Source organism: Microbulbifer maximicatervae (SeqCode) (assembly GCF_056231245.1).
In genome coordinates, this window is the sequence record NZ_CP174334.1 from 4059821 (window position 1) to 4083655 (window position 23835).

26 protein-coding genes and 1 tRNA gene are annotated in these 23835 nt (G+C 50.3%); 17 read left to right on the forward strand and 10 right to left on the reverse strand.

Features of this window, described 5'->3' with window-relative positions; genetic code table 11:
• Window positions 1–93 precede the first annotated feature (93 nt).
• From ACJJIS_RS17730 to ACJJIS_RS17770, 9 genes are all read left to right on the forward strand, one after another.
• Complete coding sequence (locus tag ACJJIS_RS17730) at window positions 94–252, forward strand: hypothetical protein (protein ID WP_475708725.1); 159 nt, start codon at window positions 94–96, stop codon at window positions 250–252.
• Entirely contained in the window at window positions 249–536 is a 288-nt protein-coding gene (locus ACJJIS_RS17735; protein WP_444914665.1) for a phage antirepressor KilAC domain-containing protein, read from the forward strand. The genes ACJJIS_RS17730 and ACJJIS_RS17735 overlap by 4 nt, the downstream gene beginning before the upstream one ends.
• A 31-nt stretch (window positions 537–567) precedes the next feature.
• Window positions 568–1251: a hypothetical protein gene (locus tag ACJJIS_RS17740; RefSeq protein WP_475708726.1), complete on the forward strand. Its 684-nt coding sequence runs from the start codon at window positions 568–570 to the stop codon at window positions 1249–1251.
• Window positions 1252–1341: 90 nt separating this feature from the next.
• Window positions 1342–1596 carry a hypothetical protein gene (locus tag ACJJIS_RS17745; RefSeq protein ID WP_475708727.1) on the forward strand — a complete coding sequence of 85 codons (255 nt, stop codon included), beginning with the start codon at window positions 1342–1344 and terminating at the stop codon, window positions 1594–1596.
• 235 nt (window positions 1597–1831) lie between these two features.
• Window positions 1832–2278 (forward strand): hypothetical protein, encoded by a 447-nt coding sequence (locus ACJJIS_RS17750; RefSeq protein WP_475708728.1) that lies wholly within the window; start codon window positions 1832–1834, stop codon window positions 2276–2278.
• Entirely contained in the window at window positions 2278–2943 is a 666-nt protein-coding gene (locus ACJJIS_RS17755; RefSeq protein WP_475708729.1) for a hypothetical protein, read from the forward strand. The genes ACJJIS_RS17750 and ACJJIS_RS17755 overlap by 1 nt, the downstream gene beginning before the upstream one ends.
• Window positions 2940–3872, forward strand: a complete 933-nt coding sequence (locus ACJJIS_RS17760; protein WP_475708730.1) for a hypothetical protein — start codon at window positions 2940–2942, stop codon at window positions 3870–3872. The genes ACJJIS_RS17755 and ACJJIS_RS17760 overlap by 4 nt, the downstream gene beginning before the upstream one ends.
• Window positions 3865–4110, forward strand: a complete 246-nt coding sequence (locus tag ACJJIS_RS17765; protein WP_444919080.1) for a hypothetical protein — start codon at window positions 3865–3867, stop codon at window positions 4108–4110. The genes ACJJIS_RS17760 and ACJJIS_RS17765 overlap by 8 nt, the downstream gene beginning before the upstream one ends.
• Window positions 4111–4140: 30 nt before the next feature.
• Entirely contained in the window at window positions 4141–5343 is a 1203-nt protein-coding gene (locus ACJJIS_RS17770) for a tyrosine-type recombinase/integrase (protein WP_475708731.1), read from the forward strand.
• 185 nt (window positions 5344–5528) lie between these two features.
• Here the strand turns inward: ACJJIS_RS17770 and ACJJIS_RS17775 are convergent, their stop codons facing one another.
• From ACJJIS_RS17775 to gltX, 3 genes are all read right to left on the reverse strand, one after another.
• A complete protein-coding gene (locus ACJJIS_RS17775) occupies window positions 5529–6341 on the reverse strand; it encodes an FRG domain-containing protein (RefSeq protein ID WP_475708732.1) in 813 nt (270 codons plus the stop codon).
• Window positions 6342–6729: 388 nt separating this feature from the next.
• Window positions 6730–6805: transfer RNA gene (locus ACJJIS_RS17780), tRNA-Ala, on the reverse strand.
• A gap of 161 nt (window positions 6806–6966) precedes the next feature.
• The gene (gene gltX / locus ACJJIS_RS17785) at window positions 6967–8442 is read right to left on the reverse strand and encodes a glutamate--tRNA ligase (RefSeq protein WP_475708733.1); all 1476 of its coding nucleotides are present in this window, start codon (window positions 8440–8442) and stop codon (window positions 6967–6969) included.
• 276 nt (window positions 8443–8718) lie between these two features.
• Here gltX and ACJJIS_RS17790 point away from each other — a divergent pair, with 276 nt between their 5' ends.
• From ACJJIS_RS17790 to ACJJIS_RS17800, 3 genes are read left to right on the forward strand one after another with little or no spacing between them, the layout of a single operon-like run.
• Window positions 8719–9246 carry a hypothetical protein gene (locus tag ACJJIS_RS17790; RefSeq protein WP_445359460.1) on the forward strand — a complete coding sequence of 176 codons (528 nt, stop codon included), beginning with the start codon at window positions 8719–8721 and terminating at the stop codon, window positions 9244–9246.
• A gap of 38 nt (window positions 9247–9284) precedes the next feature.
• The gene (locus tag ACJJIS_RS17795) at window positions 9285–11798 is read left to right on the forward strand and encodes a TcfC E-set like domain-containing protein (protein WP_475708734.1); all 2514 of its coding nucleotides are present in this window, start codon (window positions 9285–9287) and stop codon (window positions 11796–11798) included.
• Window positions 11785–12732, forward strand: a complete 948-nt coding sequence (locus tag ACJJIS_RS17800) for a hypothetical protein (RefSeq protein WP_475708735.1) — start codon at window positions 11785–11787, stop codon at window positions 12730–12732. The genes ACJJIS_RS17795 and ACJJIS_RS17800 overlap by 14 nt, the downstream gene beginning before the upstream one ends.
• Before the next feature lie 61 nt (window positions 12733–12793).
• Here the strand turns inward: ACJJIS_RS17800 and ACJJIS_RS17805 are convergent, their stop codons facing one another.
• Window positions 12794–13477 (reverse strand): fimbrial biogenesis chaperone, encoded by a 684-nt coding sequence (locus ACJJIS_RS17805; RefSeq protein ID WP_445359458.1) that lies wholly within the window; start codon window positions 13475–13477, stop codon window positions 12794–12796.
• 460 nt (window positions 13478–13937) lie between these two features.
• On the opposite strand from ACJJIS_RS17805, the gene ACJJIS_RS17810 reads away from it, so the two are divergent.
• A complete protein-coding gene (locus ACJJIS_RS17810; RefSeq protein ID WP_444934988.1) occupies window positions 13938–14630 on the forward strand; it encodes a glycerophosphodiester phosphodiesterase family protein in 693 nt (230 codons plus the stop codon).
• A complete protein-coding gene (locus tag ACJJIS_RS17815; RefSeq protein WP_475708736.1) occupies window positions 14614–15822 on the forward strand; it encodes a glycerol-3-phosphate dehydrogenase/oxidase in 1209 nt (402 codons plus the stop codon). Before ACJJIS_RS17810 ends, ACJJIS_RS17815 begins: the two co-directional genes overlap by 17 nt.
• A gap of 84 nt (window positions 15823–15906) precedes the next feature.
• Here ACJJIS_RS17815 and ACJJIS_RS17820 read toward each other — a convergent pair whose 3' ends face one another.
• The gene (locus tag ACJJIS_RS17820; protein WP_475708737.1) at window positions 15907–16167 is read right to left on the reverse strand and encodes a hypothetical protein; all 261 of its coding nucleotides are present in this window, start codon (window positions 16165–16167) and stop codon (window positions 15907–15909) included.
• Between the two features lie 544 nt (window positions 16168–16711).
• On the opposite strand from ACJJIS_RS17820, the gene dusA reads away from it, so the two are divergent.
• The 3 genes from dusA to ACJJIS_RS17835 are packed head-to-tail and all read left to right on the forward strand — an operon-like array spanning window position 16712 to window position 19168.
• On the forward strand, window positions 16712–17689 hold the full coding sequence (gene dusA, locus ACJJIS_RS17825) for a tRNA dihydrouridine(20/20a) synthase DusA (RefSeq protein WP_444956751.1): 978 nt from the start codon (window positions 16712–16714) through the stop codon (window positions 17687–17689).
• Window positions 17690–17733: 44 nt separating this feature from the next.
• Window positions 17734–18729: a transaldolase gene (gene tal, locus ACJJIS_RS17830; protein ID WP_475708738.1), complete on the forward strand. Its 996-nt coding sequence runs from the start codon at window positions 17734–17736 to the stop codon at window positions 18727–18729.
• The gene (locus ACJJIS_RS17835; protein WP_282934160.1) at window positions 18710–19168 is read left to right on the forward strand and encodes a tellurite resistance TerB family protein; all 459 of its coding nucleotides are present in this window, start codon (window positions 18710–18712) and stop codon (window positions 19166–19168) included. Before tal ends, ACJJIS_RS17835 begins: the two co-directional genes overlap by 20 nt.
• Window positions 19169–19211: 43 nt before the next feature.
• On the opposite strand, the gene ACJJIS_RS17840 is transcribed toward ACJJIS_RS17835, so the two are convergent.
• From ACJJIS_RS17840 to ACJJIS_RS17860, 5 genes are all read right to left on the reverse strand, one after another.
• Window positions 19212–19730, reverse strand: a complete 519-nt coding sequence (locus ACJJIS_RS17840) for an STAS domain-containing protein (RefSeq protein WP_444914685.1) — start codon at window positions 19728–19730, stop codon at window positions 19212–19214.
• A 220-nt stretch (window positions 19731–19950) separates the two neighbouring features.
• On the reverse strand, window positions 19951–21129 hold the full coding sequence (locus ACJJIS_RS17845) for a PP2C family protein-serine/threonine phosphatase (RefSeq protein ID WP_413664484.1): 1179 nt from the start codon (window positions 21127–21129) through the stop codon (window positions 19951–19953).
• A gap of 38 nt (window positions 21130–21167) precedes the next feature.
• Window positions 21168–22070, reverse strand: a complete 903-nt coding sequence (locus ACJJIS_RS17850) for an MlaA family lipoprotein (protein WP_413664483.1) — start codon at window positions 22068–22070, stop codon at window positions 21168–21170.
• Window positions 22071–22197: 127 nt separating this feature from the next.
• Window positions 22198–22968, reverse strand: a complete 771-nt coding sequence (locus tag ACJJIS_RS17855; RefSeq protein WP_445360420.1) for an HvfC family RiPP maturation protein — start codon at window positions 22966–22968, stop codon at window positions 22198–22200.
• A complete protein-coding gene (locus tag ACJJIS_RS17860) occupies window positions 22949–23797 on the reverse strand; it encodes an HvfB family MNIO-type RiPP peptide maturase (protein WP_445360421.1) in 849 nt (282 codons plus the stop codon). The genes ACJJIS_RS17855 and ACJJIS_RS17860 overlap by 20 nt, the downstream gene beginning before the upstream one ends.
• Between the last annotated feature and the right edge of the window lie 38 nt (window positions 23798–23835).

Here is a 23835-nt window from a genome sequence, read left to right on the forward strand (position 1 = left end):
AATTGCAATTACGCGGCTGGAATTGCCAACCCTGCCGATACTGGGAACCCGCCATCGGTAGAGAAAGGAAGTTCAAAAAAACGGGGCCCGGCCATGAGTGAATTCACCCGAATCTTAGAGCTATACGAAGAACTGCTGTCCAAGGTGAAGCTGCAAGAAGTTGAAATGAAAAGTATGCGCGAACAAGTCGCGACACTTTCCGAAGCCATCCAAGGCCAAGCCCCACAAAAAGAAAATCAGGAGGCAGCGTGAGAAAGGAAAAAACCTTCACCGTCACCCAAGCCGCCCGCCTATTGGGAATGGGCAGAAACAATTTAATGAAACTCATGCGGAACAACGGCTTATTACACAGCCAAGAACCCATGCGCAACTCCCCCACAAAGTGGGCCACCACACAGGGCCTGCTCGTAGCAGAAAACGCTGAATACAAACGCGGTCCAGTGGCAGTACCGTATATCAATACCAAAGTTACATCTAACGGCATGGTTTGGATGCGCGACCTTATCGAAAAACAAACCGTACCCGAAGCCAGTTAATCACCCACAAATAAAAGCAAAGGATTGAAAAATGGAACTACAGCAACTCGTCACTGAAAGTCTTGGTAAGTACATCGACAGCGGAAAACTGGAAAAGTCTATCGACTTAAAAGTTGAAGCAACCATTGTTGGAATTCTGGATTCAGTACTTAGAGAGTACAGCGATTTCGGAAAGTCTTTAAAAACGGCTATTGAAGATAAAATCTCTATCTGCACAAACCAAATAACCCTGCCCGAGTACAACAAATATATTACCGACATGATCGGTGAGCTGTACATCAAAGCTCTAGATGAGCAAGCAGGTGCACATTTAAAACCGCTATTAGATAAAGCTCTCCAACCCGTTCCGGCTGCAATAACATCTGAAGAGTTTTTAGAACTCATTAAAAAGGAATGGCAAGAGGAGCACCTTAGTGAAGGGCATGAAGAAATAAGACTAGAGTGGGAGCGATCCGAATATTTTACAAGAGTGAAAATCCTCCACGGTGAATATTCATTCAATAATATTGAGATTTCACTTTATAAGGACCGCGATGAAGAGCATCACTACATCTCGATTATCCGAGAGGATGGCAAAAACTTTAGAAGAGGAGTGCAGGCCCACACACTTAATTACGGGCTTCCCGGTGAACTATTCAAGCTATATGCCCGCAGAACTTTGATTACCAATATAGATGAAGTCTACGGCGATTCTATTTACCTCGATTACGATTAAAAACCTTTACCCGCGCCCCAGGCGCATCAGTCAGCTGTAACCGTTAGGGCTGCCGGTACGGAGCCCAATTTTAATTAATTGGAGAACTCCATGAAAAGATTCGCACTATTCACTGGCACCTACAACTTAATGATGGGTGGCATTAAAGATTTCAAACGCTCCTACGCCACTGAAGAAGAAGCCTACCAAGAGGTAGAGCGCATTGCCCAAACCGACCCATTCACACACTGGGCGCAAATCTTCGATAAGAAAACCGATACGGCAAAAATTTATCTTATCGACGATAAAAAAATTACCAAGGACAAACCCCAAGACTGCCCTCACCCAGAACCGAACGCCGCCTGACCCACAGCCAATAACTTTCTAAGCCCGCCCCGTGCGGGCTAAGTGGGTGCAGGGCTCAGCCCATTAAATTAACCAGTAATTTCACCCAACCGAGGGTAAGAAAATGATAACGCAGGAGTAACGCCCCTAGAGTTGAACCGAGTGAGCGAACCAATATATTTGCAAGCTCTAAATAGCTCCCTAAGCCCGCCCCTCGCGGGCTAAGTGGGTAGAAAATAGCAGCGAATAAAACCCAATGGCTAACCGTAAAACCCGTAAACCCATGAGCCAACGCGCCCTGCACGCCCGCCGGGTAAACCGCTGGCTACCCGGTTTAATTCTCACCGCGCGCAGCAGCACCGGCCTGGATAGCGATGGCGATCCTATTTTAAAGATCACCCACCGCCGCCAACGCGGCGCCGTGGGCGATATCGCCCGCGCTGACTACCAGCATGAAATATTGAACTGGCAACACCACTGGCTGGTAACGGTATTTGTCGAGTGCAAAACCCCTGAAGGCGATTTCTATAAAGACTCGACCGAGTTCGAAGCCTACGGCGTCCGCCTTAATGACCTAGCCGAATTAGTGCGCCCGGAATTAGACACCATTAAAAACAAAGCCAACCCCAACCACTACAAAGACCACGGCTGGCAGGCAGAGATTCTACCGAATCGTAAACAGGAAAAAGGGAGAGCTGCGTAGTGAAAGAGAAACCAATCTTATTTAATGCGGAAATGGTGCGTGCAATTCTGGATGGCCGTAAAACCCAGACGCGCAGGCTGATAAAGCCGCAGCCATTTAATGGCGCAAGCGATGAAGAGGCCATCAAACAAATTGGTGGTTTGCCCCCTAGACTCTCCTTGCATCAGGTAATTAACCAAGCTTGGCGAAGTGGGTATGCGGATATCCCTTGCCCCCTTGGAAAACCTAGTGACCGCTTATGGGTGCGTGAAACACATCACTTTAGCCACCAAAACAAAGTCACCTATAGAGCCGATTACCCCTTCAATCCTTTCAATGAGGACGAATGTGGGGAAGACTGCTCAATGATTGGGGAGAAGTGGCGCCCCTCAATCTACATGCCCCGCTGGGCCAGCCGTATCTGCTTAGAAATAACCAACGTTCGCATCGAGCGCATTCAGGATATAAACGGCGATGATGCCAATGCTGAAGGGATTCAATCTTGGATAGACAGCTTTAAAGCGCGGCCAACGTATCACCAGAATAGCAATTTAGGTGGCTATCCAGTTACCGCATTTAGCCGGATGTGGAAATCCATTTACGGCGACCACAGCTGGGACCAAAATCCCTGGGTATGGGTTATTGAGTTTCGTCGAGTAGAACAGCAGGCGGAGGCCGCCGCGTGAAACTCTGGCAACCCCTCACCGGTATCGCCGCCCTGATCTTCTGCGGCACCAGCCTCGCATTTACTGTGCAGCTGTGGATATCCATGCCCGCAGGTCTCGGCGGGCAGGTGGTGGCCGGTGCTACTGCGGTGGCCCTGGAGCTGTGCAAGTTCAGCTTCGCCCCTCTCGGCCTTTGGTTGCGCGGCCAGGGCCAGGCCAGTGGCTATGCCCTACTCTGCCTCTGGCCCCTGCTGGTAGTAATCAGCATTGTTGCAACGGTCGGATTCCTCGCCACCCACAGCGACGAACAGCAACAGCGCAGCACCCGTAACAGCCAGGAATACCAAGCGTCGCAACAGCAGTTAAACAGTTTGCAACAGCAGATCAACACCCTAAACGGCCTGATCAACACCGACGCCAACAACGGCTACCGTCAACGCGCTATTGATACCGCTGCACAGTTATCCACATTGGAAGCTAAGCGCACGCAGCTCATAGAAAAGCTATCCACAATCGAACAGACACCCAGCACGCACAGCGCCTTCAGCAGCTTGGCGAACACCCTCAACGCAGACCCGGCAAAGGTTCAGCATATCGGCTTCCTCGCCCTAGCGATCATCACAGATATCGTAGGATTGGTTGCGTTACTAGCGTTTAACGCCGCCGCAACAGTTGCGAAACGCGCCACTGCACCGTTGCAACAGCCTGAAACGGTGGAAACACAACCGTTACACACCACCCACTTGAACGAAGAACAACAGCAGCTCGCCCAGCGAATCCGCGCCGGGGAGTTCGGCCACAAGCCCGTAATGCGCAACATCATCAACGATATGCGCCTTAGGCACGGAACCGTTAAACCCGTTTTCGACGCCCTGCAACAGGCGGGCGCACTCAATAAAAATGGCCGGGGATACTTCCTCGCGAGTCAGGGAGGGCTGCCCAATGGGTAAGCTGGTTAAAGGGGTCACATGGGCCAAGGAGCAATTCGAAAAAGGCTCCCGCCCTGGCAAAGAGAAAATCTTGGAGTGGATAGAGGCCGAGCATATCCCCGGCCAGATCATCGCCGGGGAGCCCTATGTGGATGCCGACAGGTTCGCCATACGCGATCACACCGGCAAAACCCCAGCACAAAACACCTCCGCCAACGACGGCCAGCCCAGAAGCGGGCTAGACCTGTTGGCAGGCTGAGAACAAATTAAGCAGTAGGCGAGCAAGGAAATGGCCAGACCTAGAAAGCCCCGTATGGTGGGTGACACTCTATTACCCGATAACCTTTATCCAGATTCTCGCGGACGGGAAAACTATTGGCGCTATCGCCGCCCAGACCTGACGGATAAAGTTTTCTCAGCAACGCTTGAAGACGCTATTCGTATGGCTGAGCAGGCCAACACACAGCGCGGTATTAAGCTTGAGCGCAAAGCTGTAAAAGCCCCAGACAGAGCTAGCTTCGCCTATCACGCAGCACGCTATATAGATTGGCGTATTGAAAATGACCCACGCTTACCCAACAAGGCTAGCTGGCGCAATCGCTGTAACGCCTTGAAGAGGTTTGGTGAAGACTTCGAAGTGACCCCCATCCACAAAGCCAAACTGGCTGACCTGCGCAAATGGTGGGAATCCCTTACCTATCACCAGCAACATGCCCGCCGCGCAGAATTTAATAAGTTCTTTAATTTTTTGATGGCTGAAGGTTTGTGCAAACTGGAAAGCAATCCATTCACCACCGCCGACGATCGTCCACGCTTACTTGAAAAAGGTAAACCCATTAAAAAGCGCCAACGCCTGACCCTGGAATCTTATTGGACCATCTATGAAAAGGCCGGCGAACTAGGCTATGAGGCACTACAGGTTGCCATGGGTATCAGCATGCTAACCACCATGCGCCGCGCTGATATTTGCGAATTAAATTTTGAGAAACACCTTAAGGGTGACCACCTACGCAAGACAATCAATAAATCCGAAGCGCAACGGGATAGCCTCGCCTCAAGCCATTTAAGTTTTAACTTAAAAACACATCAACAACTCAGCAAGCTAATTACCCGATCCAAAGAACTCAGCTTAAGAAATTACCGATGCCCTTATGTACTGAGCCACACACCTAAACAACGGCGGACAGGAAAAACTAAAGAGCATGTTTGCCAGGTAAGCCCAGACCGACTTAGCGATTTGTTCACCGAAGTCCGCAATGCTACTGGGCTCTATATCGGCTTACCCAAAAACCAAACCCCGCCCAGTTTCCATGAAGTGCGCAGCTTGGCTTCTGACCGGTTTAAGCGAATGGGGTATGACGTGAAGTCAGTGCAGCAATTGATGGCGCATACTGATGAGCGGGTTACACAATCCTACCAAGCGGGACATGGTATTGATTATGAGGAGATTAGTATTTATTTGGATGAGCAGGCTATTGGGAGAGAATTTTGAATAATTTAAAGATTCGCCATTTTCTAGCTTCCCGCCTAAACCACTCACCTACCGACCTTCAATTTCTAACTTTTTTAACCCACAAAAAAACTTGAAACACCAACACATGTAAGAACTATTTTGAAAATAGCAGACATTATGGAGACTTTTTCAAAGCCCCCTTAATATCTGCTCTATCTTAACATTCACCCTAAGTCGAACACGCGTGCAGCTACTGTATCAATCAAAGCATCTTCACTATGGAATATTGTGAAATTACTTAAGTTGTAATCCGCCAGTTCTCTAAGTATTTCTTGCCTCAAATGCCCTGGTAAAACTATTTTATAGAGAAAGTCTTGATCATCTCTATTTTCGGCAAACAAATTCTCATGATTTATAAAGTCATGTCTATTTTTTTCATAGTTGTACTTTGTACAAGTTGTATACCAAGCTTGCTGTGAAAAATGCCTTCTATCTGTCTTTACAAAAGATGGATGAATCTTAATATCAGGGGAGCCAACTATACCTCCTCTACAGCCATCAGCACTTGGTACATACACATATATAGAACGATCAGCTGATTGATAAGGATCTTCAAAAGCAAAAAATGCAGCAACAAAAGGTGATTTTGACCAGTCCAATAGCGGACTTGGAAACCCAAAATGCCTTAAGTAAACAAGGTATTCATAGCAAGGCAGACTATGAAAGCTATTGCCAAAATTATCTATTTCTTCTTGTATATGGGGAAAATCTTTGAGCCTCCAATCTTTTCCCGAAAAAGATTCTATTTCTCGACTATGCCTTACAGCTATTTCCAGATAGCTAGCCAAGTGGAATTTTTCTTTTGTACGCCGCTCTAGAGTTGTTTCTAATTTCCAAGAACTATCCGCATGCCCCCTGAAAAGAATATCATTTTTTATTGGATAGTCAGTATCTCGATCGATAATGCCATATTTAGCCCGTATATTTTCAACAAATTCCTTAAACTCTCCCCAGGTAGAAACATTCTTCACCTCCATCGCAACCTCCAATTTCCGACAGCTAACCTAATAAAGGGCTTTATACCACTCTAAAAGAGACTTAGCTCACAAAATCTTAATTCTCAGTAAGCAATCAATTAATTCACAAAGCGCCTCTGTTACCGCTCAATATCACCACAAAATACCAAGCTAAATGGGACACCAACTGAATTGAAATAGACTTTTGCCGGATCAAAAACAGGCTACAGGTAGGTAGGTAGGTAGGTAGGTAGGTAGGTTTAAAAGGAAAATCAAGATAAAAAAAAAGGGCCCGAAAGGCCCTTTTCTGTTACCCGCAAGTTTGTGTACGGGTTTATGTGCAGTTTGTGTGCACCTTGTAGAAGTCAATTTCTCTTCTTCTACAACCCCTTGAATTACAAGGGAAATTTGGTGGAGCTAAGCGGGATCGAACCGCTGACCTCAACACTGCCAGTGTTGCGCTCTCCCAGCTGAGCTATAGCCCCAAATTTTGTTGCTTGACGTTTCCGTCGAAAGCGGGGCGCATTTTAGCAAGGTTTAGGCGCCTGTCAACAGAAAAAATAACTCTTTAATCAATTAGTTAGCTGCCGACACCATAGGCCCCCGGAGGCTGCCGCTTCCAGGGGCTCACCAACGCGAATCAGCCTTACTTGAGTCCAGCGTACTCTTTTTCCCAGCGCTTCAGCACCTTCTTCCCGGCACCGCCCAATACGTCGATCGCCTGACGCAGGCGGGCGCGGCTGAGATCGGGGCCCAGGAGCACCATGGCTTCCATCACGGAGAAGGACGCAGTGGTGCCGCTGATGGCGACAAACAGTGGAGCGTTAAAGTCTTTTAGCTTGATTTCCATGGCCGTGGACAGCGCCTTCACCGCCTGGAAGATACTGTCCTTGTCCCAAGCGCGAAGGGCTTCCAAACGCCACAGGGCAAACTGGAGTAGCTTCTTCTGGTCATCCAGGGGCAGCTTGTTACCGCTGAAGCTGTCTTCGGTCAGGGGCAGTTTGCCAGAGGCGAGGAAGCTAACCAGCGGAGCAAAGTCACCGAAGGTTTCCATGCGCTCTTTCGCCTGGGGCAGAACCTTAAGCAGGTTGTCGCGGTTAAACATCCACTCGGTCAGGCGATCGGCGAGTTGCTCGTTTTCCAGTTCACGAATCCACAGACCGTTCAACCAGGACAGTTTCTCTACATCGAATACCGGGCCACCCAGGGAAACACGCTTAATATCGAAGTGCTCCAGCATCTCTTCGAGAGAAAACTTCTCGCGCTCATCCGGCATGGACCAACCCATACGGCCCAGGTAGTTAAGCAGTGCTTCGGGCATAAAGCCGGCGCGCTGGTAATACAGGATAGAGGTGGGGTTCTTGCGCTTGGAAAGCTTGGTCTTGTCCGGGTTGCGCAACAGCGGCAGGTGGCAGAGCACCGGCATTTCCCAACCGAAGTATTCGTACAGCAGTTTGTGCTTGGGTGCGGAGTTGATCCACTCCTCACCGCGAAGAACATGAGTGATCTCCATCAGGTGATCATCCACCACGTTCGCCAGGTGGTAAGTGGGCATACCATCGGACTTGAGCAGAATTTGTGCGTCTACTTGGGCCCAGTCGATTTCAATAGTACCGCGCAGCAGGTCTTCAATTACACATGAGCCCTCTTCGGGCACGTTCATACGCACCACATAAGGTGCTCCGGCAGCGCGTCGCTTTTCCACTTCCTCTTCAGGGAGCGCCAAGTCGCTGGGCTTCAGTGCGATGCGACCTGCTTCACGCAGTTCTTCGCGGAGCTGCTCCAGCTCTTCCGCAGTGCGATAGCAGTGGAAGGCGTGCCCTTTTTGTACCAGCTCATCGCAGTAAGTTTTGTAGATATCGCCGCGCTCACTTTGGCGATAGGGGCCATGAGGGCCGCCGACATCCGGTCCTTCCTGCCAATCCAGCCCGAGCCAACGCAGGCTGTCGAGAATGGCTTTCTCCGATTCCGGGGTACTGCGCTGCTGGTCGGTGTCTTCAATACGCAATACAAACTGGCCGCCTTGAGCGCGGGCAAAGCACTGGTTGAAGAGGGCAATATAGGCTGTACCAACGTGGGGATCACCGGTTGGAGACGGTGCGATTCGGGTTCTTACGGTCATGATAAACCTGATTGATAAATGGAGGACTCGTTAAACCGCAGGATTATAGCGCTGGCCAGCCTCTTGGCACAGGCGGGGTTTTCTCCTCAATAAGAATATTTACGCGCCATAACTTCATTATTGTGAGCTAATGACGTGACATACATCACGAAAAAAGTATTATTGCGGCCATAAAGAAGGAATGGCTTGACTAACGTATTACCCCAAATTTTGCAGGGGTTTCCGCGAGCAGCTTCTCCCTAAGAACGATAAATTAATCGCTCAGGATGGCATACCATGCAAAAAAATGTAGTTCGCACACTGTTTTCTGCTATTGCAGCAGGTACCCTTTTCAGCATTTCTGCCGCTTCAATGGCCGCTACTGATAGTGCAAGCAGTGATATCACCCTCTCTTTCACTCCCACCATTGAGATCACTCGTGTAGACAACCTCACGATTACCGATCCCACTTTGGGTACCGATGCCGTAGGCACCGAAGATTTCTGTGTGGGCGGCCTCGGGTTCTCCACCTACAGCATCACTTTCGACAGTAATGATTCAGTAAATGATACTGAGTTCACCCTCACTGACGGCACCAACAATGTCCCTTACAGTGTTGGTTTTGATAACAGCACTTCCGGTACTTTTACAACTGTTACCGAAGGCGATGCGTTGACAGGCCAAACCCGGAATATCGCTTCCTGTGGCTCCAGCGATAATGCGCGCTTCCAAATCACTGTGGCCAACAGCGATTGGGAAACTGCAACTGTGCTAAATGGCACCACCTATACCGATACCCTGCTGATCACTGTCGCCTCCGAGTAACAGTAAAGAGTGGCTGGCCCTGCCAGCCATAGCTCAATATGGCAGGACGTCATCTGGGGCGCCTTGCGCTGGCTTTGTGTCTGGTGCAAGCCTCCTGCCCCGATACCCTTGCAGCGACCGCAGCGACTTTCCTATTGGAAACCTCTGCTCCTGAAGGGTTTGATGATCTCACCGAACCCCAGCAACTCGTGGTGGATCTCTACTACGGCGGCCGGGAAATTGGTGCTGCGCAAGTCACAATAGATCCGCGCTTTGTTCGCTTTGACTCCCCGTCTGAGGTACTCGAACTGTTGCCCGAGGTTCGCGATACCGAGCGGATTCTCTCCATCCTCGAACGACCGCAAACAAGAAACAGTCACCATGTATGCCGCTCAAACCGGCAGATTGGCTGCGGCTACTTAATGCCCTCGGAGTTTGCCGTTATTTACGATGAGCAGCTCTACCGGTTGGATCTTTTTTTCTCACAAGAGCTGTTGCCGCAACAAGCGGCAATCAATGATCCTTATCTGCCGGAAGCGAGTTCTGACTTCTCTATCGTGCAAAACCTGAGCGGTTCCTGGAGTGGGGTTGAAAGTGATTGGGGCCCGGACAGCTATAGCGCTGCATTAAATGGCAACACCATAGTAAGCTTTGGTGAGAGCGCTCTGCATTCACAATGGTCTGCAGCCTCAGAGCAGGACAGCCGGATCCATAGCCTGTATTGGAGTCGGGATTTTCGGGGGCAAGCCTATTCGGCCGGCCTTTTACAACCCCAGGGTGGCTTTGGCTATTTCCGGCCCCTGGAAGCGATCTATGGCGTAGAGCTACGCACTTCCCAGCGCACCCGAACCGATATCAGTTATCAACAGGGAGCGCCGGTTGAAATTAATATGCCGGTGCGCGGTAGAGTCGAGGTATATCAGGATGAGCGACTTATCCACACTGAACTACTGGAGGCCGGCAACCGCCTGTTAAACACCTCTACCCTACCCCACGGCGCCTACGACATTGAGGTGCGCACCTACGATGAAGCGGGGCGGGTATTAAGCCGGCATATCGAATTCTTTGCCAAGGATTCGCTATTGCCAGCCCCAGGCGAGTGGTTTTGGAGCTTGCAGGCAGGTTTGCCCACCCGCAGTTTTTGGGACGATACTCTGCCGGACCACTACGACGATGGAATTATTACGGCCTCTATCGCACGCCGTTTAACGACCGGATTGGGTCTTTTTGTTTCTGGTGCCGCAACCGAGGAGCAGCAATTGTTGGAAGTCGGCGGTCGCTGGATTGGCGAAGGCGTTGAAGTCTCCCCAAGCTTGGTGACATCCGGTGATGGACGCAGTGGATACCGATTGCAGGCATTACTTAAAATGCCCTACGGGACTTTTAGTGCAGTAAAAACCGAGCTGGATGCCAATAAAACGCCGTTCAATAACGATAAATATACATTGCTGCCGGGCAGCTATTCCCAAACAAGTCTGAGTTTGCGCACAGCAATATTGGGCGGACAGCTATCCCTAAGATTCAGCGAGCGGGACCAAAACCAACTCCCCGGCAGTATCGACAACGGCGATTCACTGAGCAGTGCCCAGAAGTTAAAAACCCTGGAGTTCCGCCACCCCATTTTTAAGAGCACCCGCTGGCTCGGCAACGCCACTCTGTCCCACAGTGATGCAGACGGCGATCAATACACCAGTCTGGAATTCCAGTTCCGAATGCGCTCCAAACACTGGCAACACACCGCTAATCTCTATAGCGACAACAGCGAACAAACCACTAGCAGCGAGCGATTTGCACTACAAAGCCGCTGGTACGACCGGGATTTATGGGCGGCTGAATTTGAACAGCAGCTTTCTATGGAAGCATCCCCTGAAGCCAATTACCTGGAGGCCCGTACGCATTTAGCGGGACATCACGGATATTTGAATACTGCAGTTGGGCTTTACGATGATGATGAAGGCCGTGCGATCAACTACCTCGGAGGGTTCAGCACCAACCTAATTGCCACAAAAAATTCCCTCAATTGGGGCGGTGAGCAAAATCTCCAGAGCGCAGTTATCGTAAATATCGAAGGCAGTGAAGATAAAGATTTTGAAGTTTTGGTTAATGGCAGCCGCCGTGGATACGCCAAAGGCGGCACAACGTCAGTGATTAATTTACCGGCTTATCGCAGTTACGACCTTTCCCTCCGGCCTCTGGAAGAGGGCTTTTTCGATTACCGGGAAACCTCCGAAACCATTACCCTGTATCCGGGCAATGTGGGCGCCAGCAGCTACCAAATACTGCCACAAATCCTGGTACTGGGCCGATTAACCAGCCTTGGCCAGGGGCTGGCAAATACAGAAGTAATCATTGGCGAACACTCAGCGAAAACTGACCAATACGGCGTTTTCCAAATGGAATTCCACGGTGAACATAACACCATCCTAAATACAGAAGTTCGCTGGGGAAATTGTAAAGCCTCAATCGAGGCCACTTCATCAGGTGATAGCTGGCTCAACCTGGGAACCATAGAAGAGTCAGAGGCCAAATGCCAGACTGGGCAAATAGCAGAGGTAAGCCGTGTCCATAACTAAGAAGCTGCAAAAACTTGGCCTAGTCTCTGCGCTGTTGATTCCGCTATTTAATATACCAGTACAAGCCCAGGTAAATTGCTCCAGCAATGACGATTTGCGAGTTTGTGGCTTGGAAGATTCACACACTATTGATTACGAATCAGAACCTAAAGAAATTCAGTTCACTACCCGAAGCCTGCTGGGAAGCTGGACCCTACGCTACGATGTAGAAGTGAGTCCGCTCAGTGGATCTACTTTCGCACTATTTGCGGACAGTGGTGAACAGCTGGATATTGATATTTCATTTCGAGCCAATAACGGCACCACGGAAACACTCAGTCCAGGAACTCAGTCCGCTACTTTTGCTGGCACCAGCGACGATGCAGATACTTATTTAGTGATCGAGCTGGACAGCAGCCAAATACCCTCTTCCAGCCGCTACTCCGCCAGCTTTGAGATGACACTGAATAATTATTTTATTATTTGGACTGCCGGCACCGAAACAGTTCAGTTTGACATTGTGCTGGACGTAGAGCCAAACATCGCCATTCGCAATCTGGGTGATATTGACCTCAGCAACAGTGGCACCCTGTTTGGACAGGCCATTGAGGGCAGTGAGGACTTTTGTGTTGGCGGTATAGGATTTAGCGGTTACACAGTAAACCTGTCCAGCGCCAATGGCAGCACCGGGGGATCAGGCAGTAGTGCCTATCAATTGGGGGGAAACAGTGAACAAATCCCCTACAGCGTTGCCTTCTCAGACAACCTGGCTGCAACTTCAGGCATTTCCCCGGATAGCCTTGGCGATATCTCCGGCAGTTTTAGCCGAACTTCGGATGAAAACTGCCTTTCTGATAATGCGCGAATTTATATTTCCATTGCGCCCTCAGACTGGGAAAACGCGGGCGAACCTCTCTACACCGATGTACTCACAGTAACGGTGAGCAGCCAGTGAGCTAAATACAAAATAATCCTTTAATCCGCCCAGCCTGCTATAGGCAAGCAACCAATTCTAATTAGCCACTAAGAGGAAAACGAACCCGCTCACTCTGCTGCCCTCGCAGTAAAACTTCCAGCTCGCCGCCAACGGGTTTACCCGTTACTTCGATACTGGTGCCAGCATATAACCGACCGGTGGCCTCAAGTTTTTCACACTTCTCTTCAGTCACACAATGACGAACTTCCACGACTTCTACATTAATATTGCCACTATTCGTGAGTCGGTAATTATCCCCTTCAGCCACTAAATCAATTTTATAAGCTCCGCCTTTTGGCTGCACAAATACCAATGCCTGATAAGCTACAAGGATTTTTAGTGCCGTTCTGTCACTCTTGATATCACCTACAACGGGTTTAAAAGTCACCCGGTAGACTTTTTCCTCTTCAAGATCTTTATCTAAGGCCATTAAGCGAAAGCGCTTTCTCTCTCCGGGAGCCAGGACAGCTCTTGCGGGGCTGACAAGGAGTTTAAATTCATCAGGATTTATCACCCTGACTCGACTCTCATTATCATGGCCGGGATTATCCACACGGAATATTTCAGTTTGGATATATAGCGTCTCATTATCTGGATTGCTGACGAGAACATCATCCCGGGCGCTGGGAGTATCTTCCAGGTAAAGGACAATTTTATCCACAGACATAGCTGCCATTACTGGCTGGACGACAAAGAATAGCAGTGAAAGCAGTACTTTTTTCATAAAGAGCGGGTAGTCTTAGAACTTCTTATAGTAAGCGCAATATCGGGCTGTTTTATCCACAAGTCAAATCGGAACCTAATGAGCCTCCCTTAAATCAATATCACCAGCCCCGCTAGTAAATAAGAGACAATACTGATTTGCCCTACACCGCCTGAAAAGTAAAACACTGCCAACGTAATAGATCATCCTGACGCGACATACCGCTAGCTCACTCAGTGGCGCGCTATCCATATGGGCAGTATGCAATCGATTCAGCATCATCACTATGTAAAAACCCCAGCCCTCCATTGATAGCCCTCTGGTCCCGTATTTCCTCCCCGTGAACCTTGCAACAGCGGTGGCACCGTCTATTTTTCCTGTATGACCCGGCTCCAGCCAGGGTCCGGTTCATCTCTGGGCAAAGGCCAAATCACGCCCAATTCCAGACGACAATAACACCCGCTTTTCGGACCAGATTCACATGTTAATTGCTCATCGCGGCGACAAGACCCGCCAACCAGAGAATACGATTGCCGCTTTCGAGGCGGCCCATAATCTGGGGGCCTGCGCTATTCAGTGCGATATCCGCTTCAGCGCCGACGGCACCCCCTGGTGCTTCCACGAGGATAGCCTGCACATCCCCGGCAATGACCAGTCCCAGGTCTTCCACTCCCTTAGGGATTCACAGTTACACCACCAGTCGATCAATCGCTTTATCGAGCTGGTAGACTGGGCCAGCTGCCATCGCCACCTGGATTGGTTTATCGGTATCTCACCTGCCAATATCGCCGCCACTGGATTTGTCACCGCCGTTAAAAAGTTAATGGAGCTGATGCACACTGAGAATGAGTCATTCGCTCTACTCACCGCAGACTGCCGCAGCCTCAGAGCCGCCCGCAATATGGGCTGGCATCGGGTTGCCCTTGAGATCAATAGTGTCTCCCGGTGCCTATCTGCCGACATTGTTACTTTGGCGCCAGAATATCTACTAATTCGCGACAGCCAGGTTGAATGTGACGAATTGCCCCCAGGCCCCTGGCAATGGGTTGTCTATGAAATCAACTCAACAGAAGAGGCAGTACTCTGGCGCAAGCGCGGTGCTCACCATATTCTCACCGGCAACTTGCCGCTGCTGATGCGCTCCCGGGAAGCGAGTGATGTCTACGGATTTTGATGTCCTGGTAGTCGGCGCAGGTATACAGGGAGCGGGAGCCGCTGAGGTTCTGGCCACAAATCACTATTCCGTGGTGATACTCGAACAGCTGGGTATCGCCGCCGCCACTTCCTCTCGCTCCTCCAAACTCATTCACGGCGGCTTGCGTTACCTGGAGAGCGGCCAGTTCCGTTTGGTCTACGAGTGCCTGCGGGAGAGAAAGTGGCTACTGGATAACAAGCCTGAACTCGTGAGAATGGTCCCTTTTTATATCCCTATCTACCAGCACAGCAAGAGACCGGCCTGGCTGGTCCGCTTTGGGTTGAGCCTCTACAGCCTTCTGTCTGGACTGAGTAACACCGATTCATACTTTCGCAGAATACCCAAATCCCAGTGGGACAGCCTTCCAGGCCTGAATAGGGAAGGCCTAAAAGAGGTCTTCCGCTATAACGATGCGCAGACCGATGACGCAGCCCTTACCCGGGACGTAGTTGCCTCAGCGGTTGCCCATGGGGCGCAGATTATCTGTCCCGGTAGCCTAGTAGGTGCAGAAGTCACTGGGGATGGGGTCCGCGTTGACTATGTTGCTAATGGCAAGCTCAGCACGTTGCGCACCCGGGCGCTCATAAATTGCAGTGGCCCCTGGGTAGCCAACACGAATGCACGCTGTTCACCGCCAGTGGAGCTGCCCCCTATCGATCTGGTCGCAGGTACCCATATTTTATTGCCCCTCTCTCTTGGCGATAAAATCTACTATGTGGAGGCCGATGATGGCCGTGCGATTTTCGTGATGCCCTGGCAGGATAAAACTCTGGTTGGAACTACAGAACGCCCCTATTTTGGCGATCCTCGGGATGTCACCCCCACACTAGAAGAAGAGAGTTACCTTCTGCAGACCGTACAGAAATATTTCTCTCAAGCCCGGGAGCTCAATGGAGAAGATATTTGCGAGAGTTATTCCGGACTACGGGTACTTCCGGAAATGGAAAAGAGTCCTTTTGCGCGCTCCCGGGAAACCATTATTTGCTGTGATGATAACAAGAAGCCTAGAATTCTAGCGGTAGCAGGCGGTAAGCTAACCAGCTATCGTGCCACTGCACGTAAATTACTAAATAAACTTGAACCCACTTTATGTGTGGAACCACCCACCCCACCCAATACCCAACATTCCGAAACCGCAAAAAACTCTTCTGAACGCGAGAGAAATATCTAAAATTTCTTTCTCGCAATAGCCCCCATTTACTTGGGAGCCAGAAAATGGGGAGCAAGAAAAACCTCCTACCCCCGAATTTTACTATTAACCTTCATCCACATTGGAATTCATTACTGCTAAACACTGACTTCCCGGACCTGAACAAGGTCCCTGCAATACATAAGTGGCACGCTTATCACATCCTGAAACCCCATAAGTTCTGTATCCCAGTTGCTGGATCGTTATTGAGCCCGCATCACAGTTCAGATCAAAAGGCGCCCTTTTAGATACAGTTTCTTTCATTAATGAAGCGCATCCACCCAAAACCAGTACCACAGCTCCCACACTGATTAATTTTAACTTCATACTAAACTCCTTTTATAAATTTTGTTGAGCTTGGCCAAAAAGTCAGAAGTGCACTGCCACCAAAGAAAAGACTGCACTCAAAATAATCGGCTCAGTATTAAGGACGGAGCAATTCTATCTTTCATCACAGAAATCTGTCAGCAGAAGAACATTGTGTTCACTCACTATTTATTTTGCTAATGTGGATAATTCAAATTACCAGCAAGTACAAACTGAATAAAACCTGATCTCTCTTTACCTTGCATACATCAGCCATCAAGGATCGAATGAGAAGCTCTTGGTATATCAACCCGTTCCAGCTTTTACATCCACCGTAGATCTCTCACACTATTAGTTACACAAGCAACCGCTAGGATAAGAGCACCCCTTATAAAGCCCGCCAACCATTATTCGAGTTCCACCTTATTCGAGTTCCACCTTGCTGTTCCGCAAGCACTCACTCCAGGAAAGGTGCCCGAAGTTTCACAATAAAGCCGCACATCACCATAGGCATCCCATATAATGGCGGCTACTCTGTTTTTATTAGTGTTTTACTCCGCAGTTTATGTCCGAATTTAATACCCACCGTTTCTGCACTGCACCACTTCTCGATTGGAGCGACCGCCATTGCCGCTATATGTGGCGCCTATTGAGCAAGCATGCACGCCTGTATTCGGAAATGGTGACCACCGGGGCAATACTGCATGGTGACCAACAGCGACATTTGCAATTTGATGCAGCTGAACAACCTGTCGCCCTGCAGTTGGGGGGCAGTGACCCTCAAGAACTGGCTGAATGCGCCCGTATCGCCGAGGAATGGGGCTATAGCGAAATCAACCTAAACTGTGGCTGCCCCAGTGACCGAGTCCAGTCCGGGCGTTTTGGTGCCTGCCTTATGGCGGAACCGGATGTGGTAGCCGCAGGACTCACTGCCATGCGGGAAGCGGTATCTATTCCGGTTACCGTCAAGCACCGTATCGGCATCGACGATATGGAAGACTACCCAGGCCTGACCCGCTTCGTGGAGGCCCAGGCCAATGCCGGTGTGGATACCTTTATCGTCCATGCGCGCAAAGCGTGGCTAAAGGGGCTAAGCCCCAAGGAAAACCGTGAAATTCCTCCGCTCAATTACGACATGGTTTACCAGTTAAAGAAGGATTACCCCCAGCTACAAATTGTTATTAATGGGGGGATCAATTCAATTGAGGAATGCCAGCAACATTTAAGCCACGTGGATGGTGTAATGCTGGGGCGCGCGGCTTACCAAACCCCGACAATCCTGGCCCAGGTGGACAGCCAATTATTTGGCGGTGAGACCGGCCCGGATGCCATCCAGGTGGTAGAGCAGATGCTGCCCTATATCGAGCAGGAAATGCAGCGCGGACAGCGCTTGAATCATATCACCCGGCATATGCTCGGGTTATTCCAGGGGCTTCCTGGTGCTCGACGCTTCCGCCGCCATTTGAGCGAAAATGCCCACAAGCCGGGGGCGGGTCCCGAGGTGCTTGAACAGGCATTGGCCCAGGTCACCCAAGCCGCTTAGACCGCTTTCAATATGTAGACCAGTGAATAATTAAGGGAGGAACCATGAACAAGTTGGAGCAACTCAAACAGCGCAGCCAGGTTGTAGCAGATACAGGAGATATTGAAGCAATTCGCCGATATTGTCCTCAAGATGCCACAACCAACCCCTCCCTACTGTTTAAGGCCGCCCAGCTCCCTCAGTACGACAACCATATCGCCGAGGCACTTCAGTGGGCCGAAAGCCACCAGGGTGGCTCGAACGCGGAAAATATTGCACGCCTGGCCGCCATCAAACTGGCTGTCAGCATCGGCACGGAAATCTTGCAGTTGGTGCCCGGGGTGGTATCCACCGAGGTCGATGCTCGCCTCTCCTTTGATACCCGCGCTACTATTGATTACGCACGCCACCTGATCGCCCTCTATGAACGCGCAGGTATTGCCAAAGAGCGGGTATTGATCAAGATCGCGTCGACATGGGAAGGCATTGCTGCCGCATCAGTACTGGAGCGCGAGGGAATCCACTGCAACCTGACCTTGTTGTTCAGTCAATCCCAGGCGATTGCCTGTGCCGAAGCCGGGGTAACTCTGATCTCCCCCTTCGTCGGTCGAATCCTCGATTGGCATATCGCCAACAGCGGCCGCGAGTCATTCCCTGCGGAAGAGGACCCGGGCGTAATCTCGGTGCGCAATATCTATGAGTACTACAAGTCCCGGGATTACAAAACCATTGTGATGGGCGCCAGCTTCCGCAATACCGGGGAGATTGAGGCTCTGGCTGGTTGCGATCGACTGACAATCAGCCCTCAGCTATTACAGGCCCTGGAGGACAGTGAGGCACCTCTCGCTGCTGGCCTGCCACCGGTATCCGCAACCAAATCCCGGCCGACACAGGATCTGCCTGAAGCCGAATTCCGCTTTCAATTGAATAGCGATGCCATGGCCACTGAAAAGCTTGCCGATGGCATCCGGAACTTCGTGAAGGATCAGGAACGTTTAGAGCTATTGTTACAGAACCGAGTAAAGGGACAGCAGGAAATTCATGCTGCAACAAATCCGTAAACTGTTTGAGCAGATAGGAAATAGCGTTGATGTTGAAGCACGTGACGAAAAAGACGTGCGGATGATCAGCGCTGCGCTGTTAGTCGAGGTCGCCACTGTCGATCAAAAGCTCGATGAGTGTGAGCGTGAAACGCTCACACAGCTCTTATGCCAGCACTACTCTCTCGACCAGACTAGTGCCACAGAAATAGTCAGTGAAGCTATTGGCCAACGGGACAGAGCCACATCCCTGTTCGAGTTCACCCAGGCGGTGAATGAACAGTTCAGCGAGAGAGATAAATACCTGCTGATTTTGCAGATGTGGCAGGTAGCTTTTTCAGATGATGTTATCGAGGCTTTCGAGGAGCACCTGATTCGCAGGGTGGCAGAGCTAATTTATCTGCCACACGGACTCTTCACCAAGGCACGCGCCGAAGCGAGGGATATGAAGCGTTGCTAAGAAAGGGAGATTTCCAGGACTGGGGATTAGGAGAGAATAAGAGCTAGTGATAATGCGCCGAAGATTTGGCAACCGGGGAACATTCTCGCTCAAGGGTATGTACCAAGTCGCGAAAAGTCTCGGCGTTTTGCTCGTTCATGCTCATCAATACCCGGTGAGCTTCCAACACCTTTTCCCGCGCAGCACATTCGTCAGGGCTATTACATACCAAAGGCGTGGTGGGTACGCTCAAATCGTGGACCGTATCGCTGATTTCAACCAACGAATCAAAGCCCATAGCGTCCAACAGGTGGCGGATACCTTTACCCGCAGAGAATACCAACGGCTTATCACAGCCCCGCTCCAGAGCGCGAATAGCAATCTTCGCCATCAGGCCGAGAGTCGTACTATCGACACCTTCTGCACCACCGAGATCAAATGCCACTCCGGCAAAATCACCCCGTGCAAACATGTTGTCGATAAAGCTATCAAATGAGGTACAAAGGTTGAGACGAACATCACCTACTAACTTGATGACGTAGATGCCCTGGTGGGCCCCAACCATAATTTGCCCGGACTGCATAACAACCCCTGGCTCACCCGAATACACCTTTTGATAGAAGTGCAGGCGGATGGCAAAAGTTCACTGGTAGAGAACACAATAGCATTTGACGTTTTTGGCGCCTAGTGCAATTTTGTGCATAAAGTGGGCGGAGCTTACTCCTGACTATGCAGACTGACAAGTGCGATAAAGCACAAAATTCGACTTCATAGTCGAAGACTATCGATAGAAGTTTTAGGCATTACTGGCGGCCTAAAGTGAGAATCGTAATATCGTCCGGAAGGGCACCAAAAGTATCCATTTTTAGAGACTGACAGAGCCTGTCGAGTTCTCCCCCACTCTCTGAAATAGCCTGCAAAAGCTGGGCCTCTTTATCGAGCAAATCGCCCTGTAATAATTCAAGTACACCGTCGGAACAAGCGACCAGGCGCCAAGCGGGCGGCAGCTCAGCACGCATCACTTGCCAATCACCCCGTTCAAAAATACCCAGGGGACGCCCTTTTCCCGGCAACCAGTCTGCACCCGCCTCACTAACCAGGGCCGGCATAGGTATTTGCCCGGCGACGGCATAGTGCAATTGCCGGGCACTACTATCCACAACCCCGACAAACATACTGGCGTGCTTGCCCAATTTTGTGGATAACAACTCGCCATTGACCAGATTAAGGACATCCAGCAAGTCATCACTGAGGGAGTCCAGCTGGGCAAATAAGGGGCGCTCCCGCAAACGATGCATAATGCTGTGCTTAATCAGGGCAGTAACCAGCGCAGAAGAGACACCATGGCCCGACACATCGACCAGGTAAAAGGCTACAAAGCGCTCACCGAACAAGCCGTAATCAACAAAATCACCGCTCAGGTACAGGGAGGGAACCAGCCGGTAGGATGCTTCCACACCGCTGGGGTAGTGATAGGGGGTACGGGGAAGTAAATGCTGTTGCAGTAAACGGCCAGCTTCCTGGTCTCTGCGCAGCAGCTCCACATGATCCCGCAGTTCACTGTTGCGACGCTCCAAGGTCACTTTATATTCGCGATTCTGCTTCGCCAGGTTTTCTTCACCGCTGATACGGCAGATCATACGATCAATAGCCGCTGCTTCTTCCAGGGGTTTAACCAGGTAGTCTTTGGCTCCAAGGCGCATCGCTTGGAGTACATCATCGGCAGCGCTATCTGAGGCAATAATTACCGCAGCCACCTCTGGGGCTATGCGCTTTATCCGCCGCAACACCTCCAGCCCACTCATATCCGGCAAATAGCGATCAATCAATACGATATGGAAAGCGCCGGGGCTGAACTGGCCGATGCCATCTTCCCCGTTGTTGGCAACACTTACCTGGAAGCCAAAACGCGAAAGCGCCCCTCGCAAAAAATTGCGGGAGCGCTCATCGTCGGTAAGCACCAGGCTACTGGGGCCGGCCATATAAAGGCTCTAAAAAGTTATCTGCCCTAGGTGACAAATCAGTAGTCGGAAGCCTCTTCCACTTCACCCTGATCAATTGCCTCTGCGGCCTCTTCTTCGGTTTGAACATCCATTTCACCATCGACAATCAAATAGTCGCGGCGCTGCAGGTAAGCATCCCGCAAGAGTACATAGCGATCACCATGCAACAGGGACTCCGCTTGCAGCAGGCTGGCACGGCTCTGAATGATATCTGTACCCTTCAATGCATATTTGGTCGCGTCGTCATTTACATAGGTCAAGGGGTTGGTGTAGTAATCCACGACCCTAGCTGGGGTATCCCGTACAGTGGATGGCCCCAGTAGCGGCAAAACCAGGTAGGGGCCAGAAGGCACACCCCAAACAGCCAAAGTCTGGCCAAAGTCCTCGCCATCACCCTGCTCGAGACCCATGTGCTGGGCAACATCCAGAATACCGACAATACCTACCGTGGAATTCACCAGGAAACGACCCGCGTCATTGCCCGCTTGGCCCCATTTACCCTGCAGAACATCATTAAAAGTATTGGTAACTTCGCGCAGATTGTCGAAAAAGTTGCTGACACCGTGCTGCACGAAAATCGGGGTAATTTGGCGATAGCTGACAGCGGCGGGCTTCAACACATAGCGATCTGCACCATCGTTGAAGGAGAATATGGCCCGATTAAAACCTTCCCAGGGGTCGCGAAGTGATAAATCTTCGCCCTCGGCACCACCAAATTCATCGGCAGGATCAAAGCCGTACTCATCCTCGAGAGACAGGCCCCCGTCATCGGCACTGGCATCCTCTGCTCCGCTGGTATCTACCGCAGCCGGGTTTTGAGCTGCACCACCAAACGGATCTTGTTGCGCTAGCGCCCCTACTGGAGTAACAGCTATCAGAGTTGCCATTAACCAGGGCGATAAAGTTTTGCTTCCAAGCACAACCCTGCTCCTCTTATATCAAACTAGTGAGACCAAGGATTCTAACGCCCTAGTAATTCGTAAGCTACCCTCGGCAGCATAGCAGCTGGGATTTGCCAAAGATAAAGGAGTTTCAGGCAATCACAGGCTAAGCCTTTAAACCGGCAATAACCCCTTTATTCAGTAGTTTTTCTAATAAATCGGCACCAAAATCAAATAAGGAGTCACGACTAATATTGGGTAATTCCTGAGCCATCTGTTCCAATATTTGTAAGCCGGTGTAATCGCCCGCAGAGACCAACTGCAACAATCTGGCGGTGACGGCATTGATCTCCATAAAATTCACTTTGTCGGAACGATCCCGGTATACGAAAAGGAACGTCGGTACCTCCGGCGGCTCTTGGGGCTGAAAATCCGGCCCCAACCGATGCACTGGGTAGCGGTAGCTGAGGCTCCAGACAAGAGGGGAAACTACAGGAACTTGCTGTAAAACATCCCCCTCTATCGCCAGCCCTTCCGGTAATTCCACAGCACTGACATCTAAAGCCAACTCTACCCACTCGTAGTGGGCAAGCTCCAACAGGAACGGAGGATCTTGTGGTTGTTCTCCCCGTTCGTTCTGTAAATATGAGAGAAACTCTTCACTGATCTGCAAAAAATACGGGCTAACGGATGTGTGTTTGTGGACAAAATCACGTACCATTTGATGCCAGTTTTCGTCGCTATAAAGACTGCGCAATACCGGGAATCCACTGGCAACAAAGGATTCAATATTGTTGTAAATCAAATCTCGATAAATAGCGACACGCCGGTCCTCAATTTCTGCCGGCGGCGCAACTTGATCCGGTGCGCGCAAATGGGCAGCAAAGTCCCGCTGCACACTTTTGAATGTCTCGGGCTTATCGACGACTGAGGACATAACTCTCTTCCACCTGGTGACTGGCCTGAATGGTTTTAATATGTCCTACTTCTTCGAGTAATTTGGGAATCGGCGGAATATTAAAATCCCGCTCAAGTAGCGTCGGCATCACACCGTGAATATCGTAGGCGCGATCGAGTAGTTCCCACACAGGATCAATAACCGGTGCACCATGGGTGTCCACCTTTAAATCCTCTGCCTCATCATAGTGCCCGGCAATATGTACGTAGCGAATTCTTTCAGTAGGTAGTGCAGATAGAAAGTCCAGCGCATCGTAGCGGTGGTTAATCGAGTTTACATAAATATTGTTCACGTCCAGAAGCAAATCACAATCGGCCTCTTCCAGCACCGCATTTAAAAAAGCCAGTTCAGTCATCTCCTGGCCCGGCGCCGCATAGTAGGAGACATTCTCCATTGCAATCCGTTCTTCCAGTGCGTCCTGGACCATACGGATTCGCTCGGCAACATACATCACCGCTTCTTGCGTAAAGGGAATGGGCAATAAATCGTACAGATGGCCGTGATCTGAGCAATAACTCAAGTGCTCACTGTAACCGCGAATATTGTGTTGCTTGATAAATTTTTTAATGGCTGCAACCAAGTCCATATCCAATGGTTCTGGTGCACCAATCGAGAGAGATAAACCGTGAAGTAAAAAAGGAAAACGCTCTGTATATTCCTTAAACCAGCGCCCATAGCGACCGCCAACACCAATCCAATTCTCAGGTGCTACCTCCAGAAAATCTACGGCATCTGTATCAAGGTTTTCACCCATCATTGACCGGCGCAATCCAAACCCAGCACCTTCTATGGAAAACTCGCGCAACACTTTCAGGTCTCACTTTTTTCAGCGATCAATAAAAAACA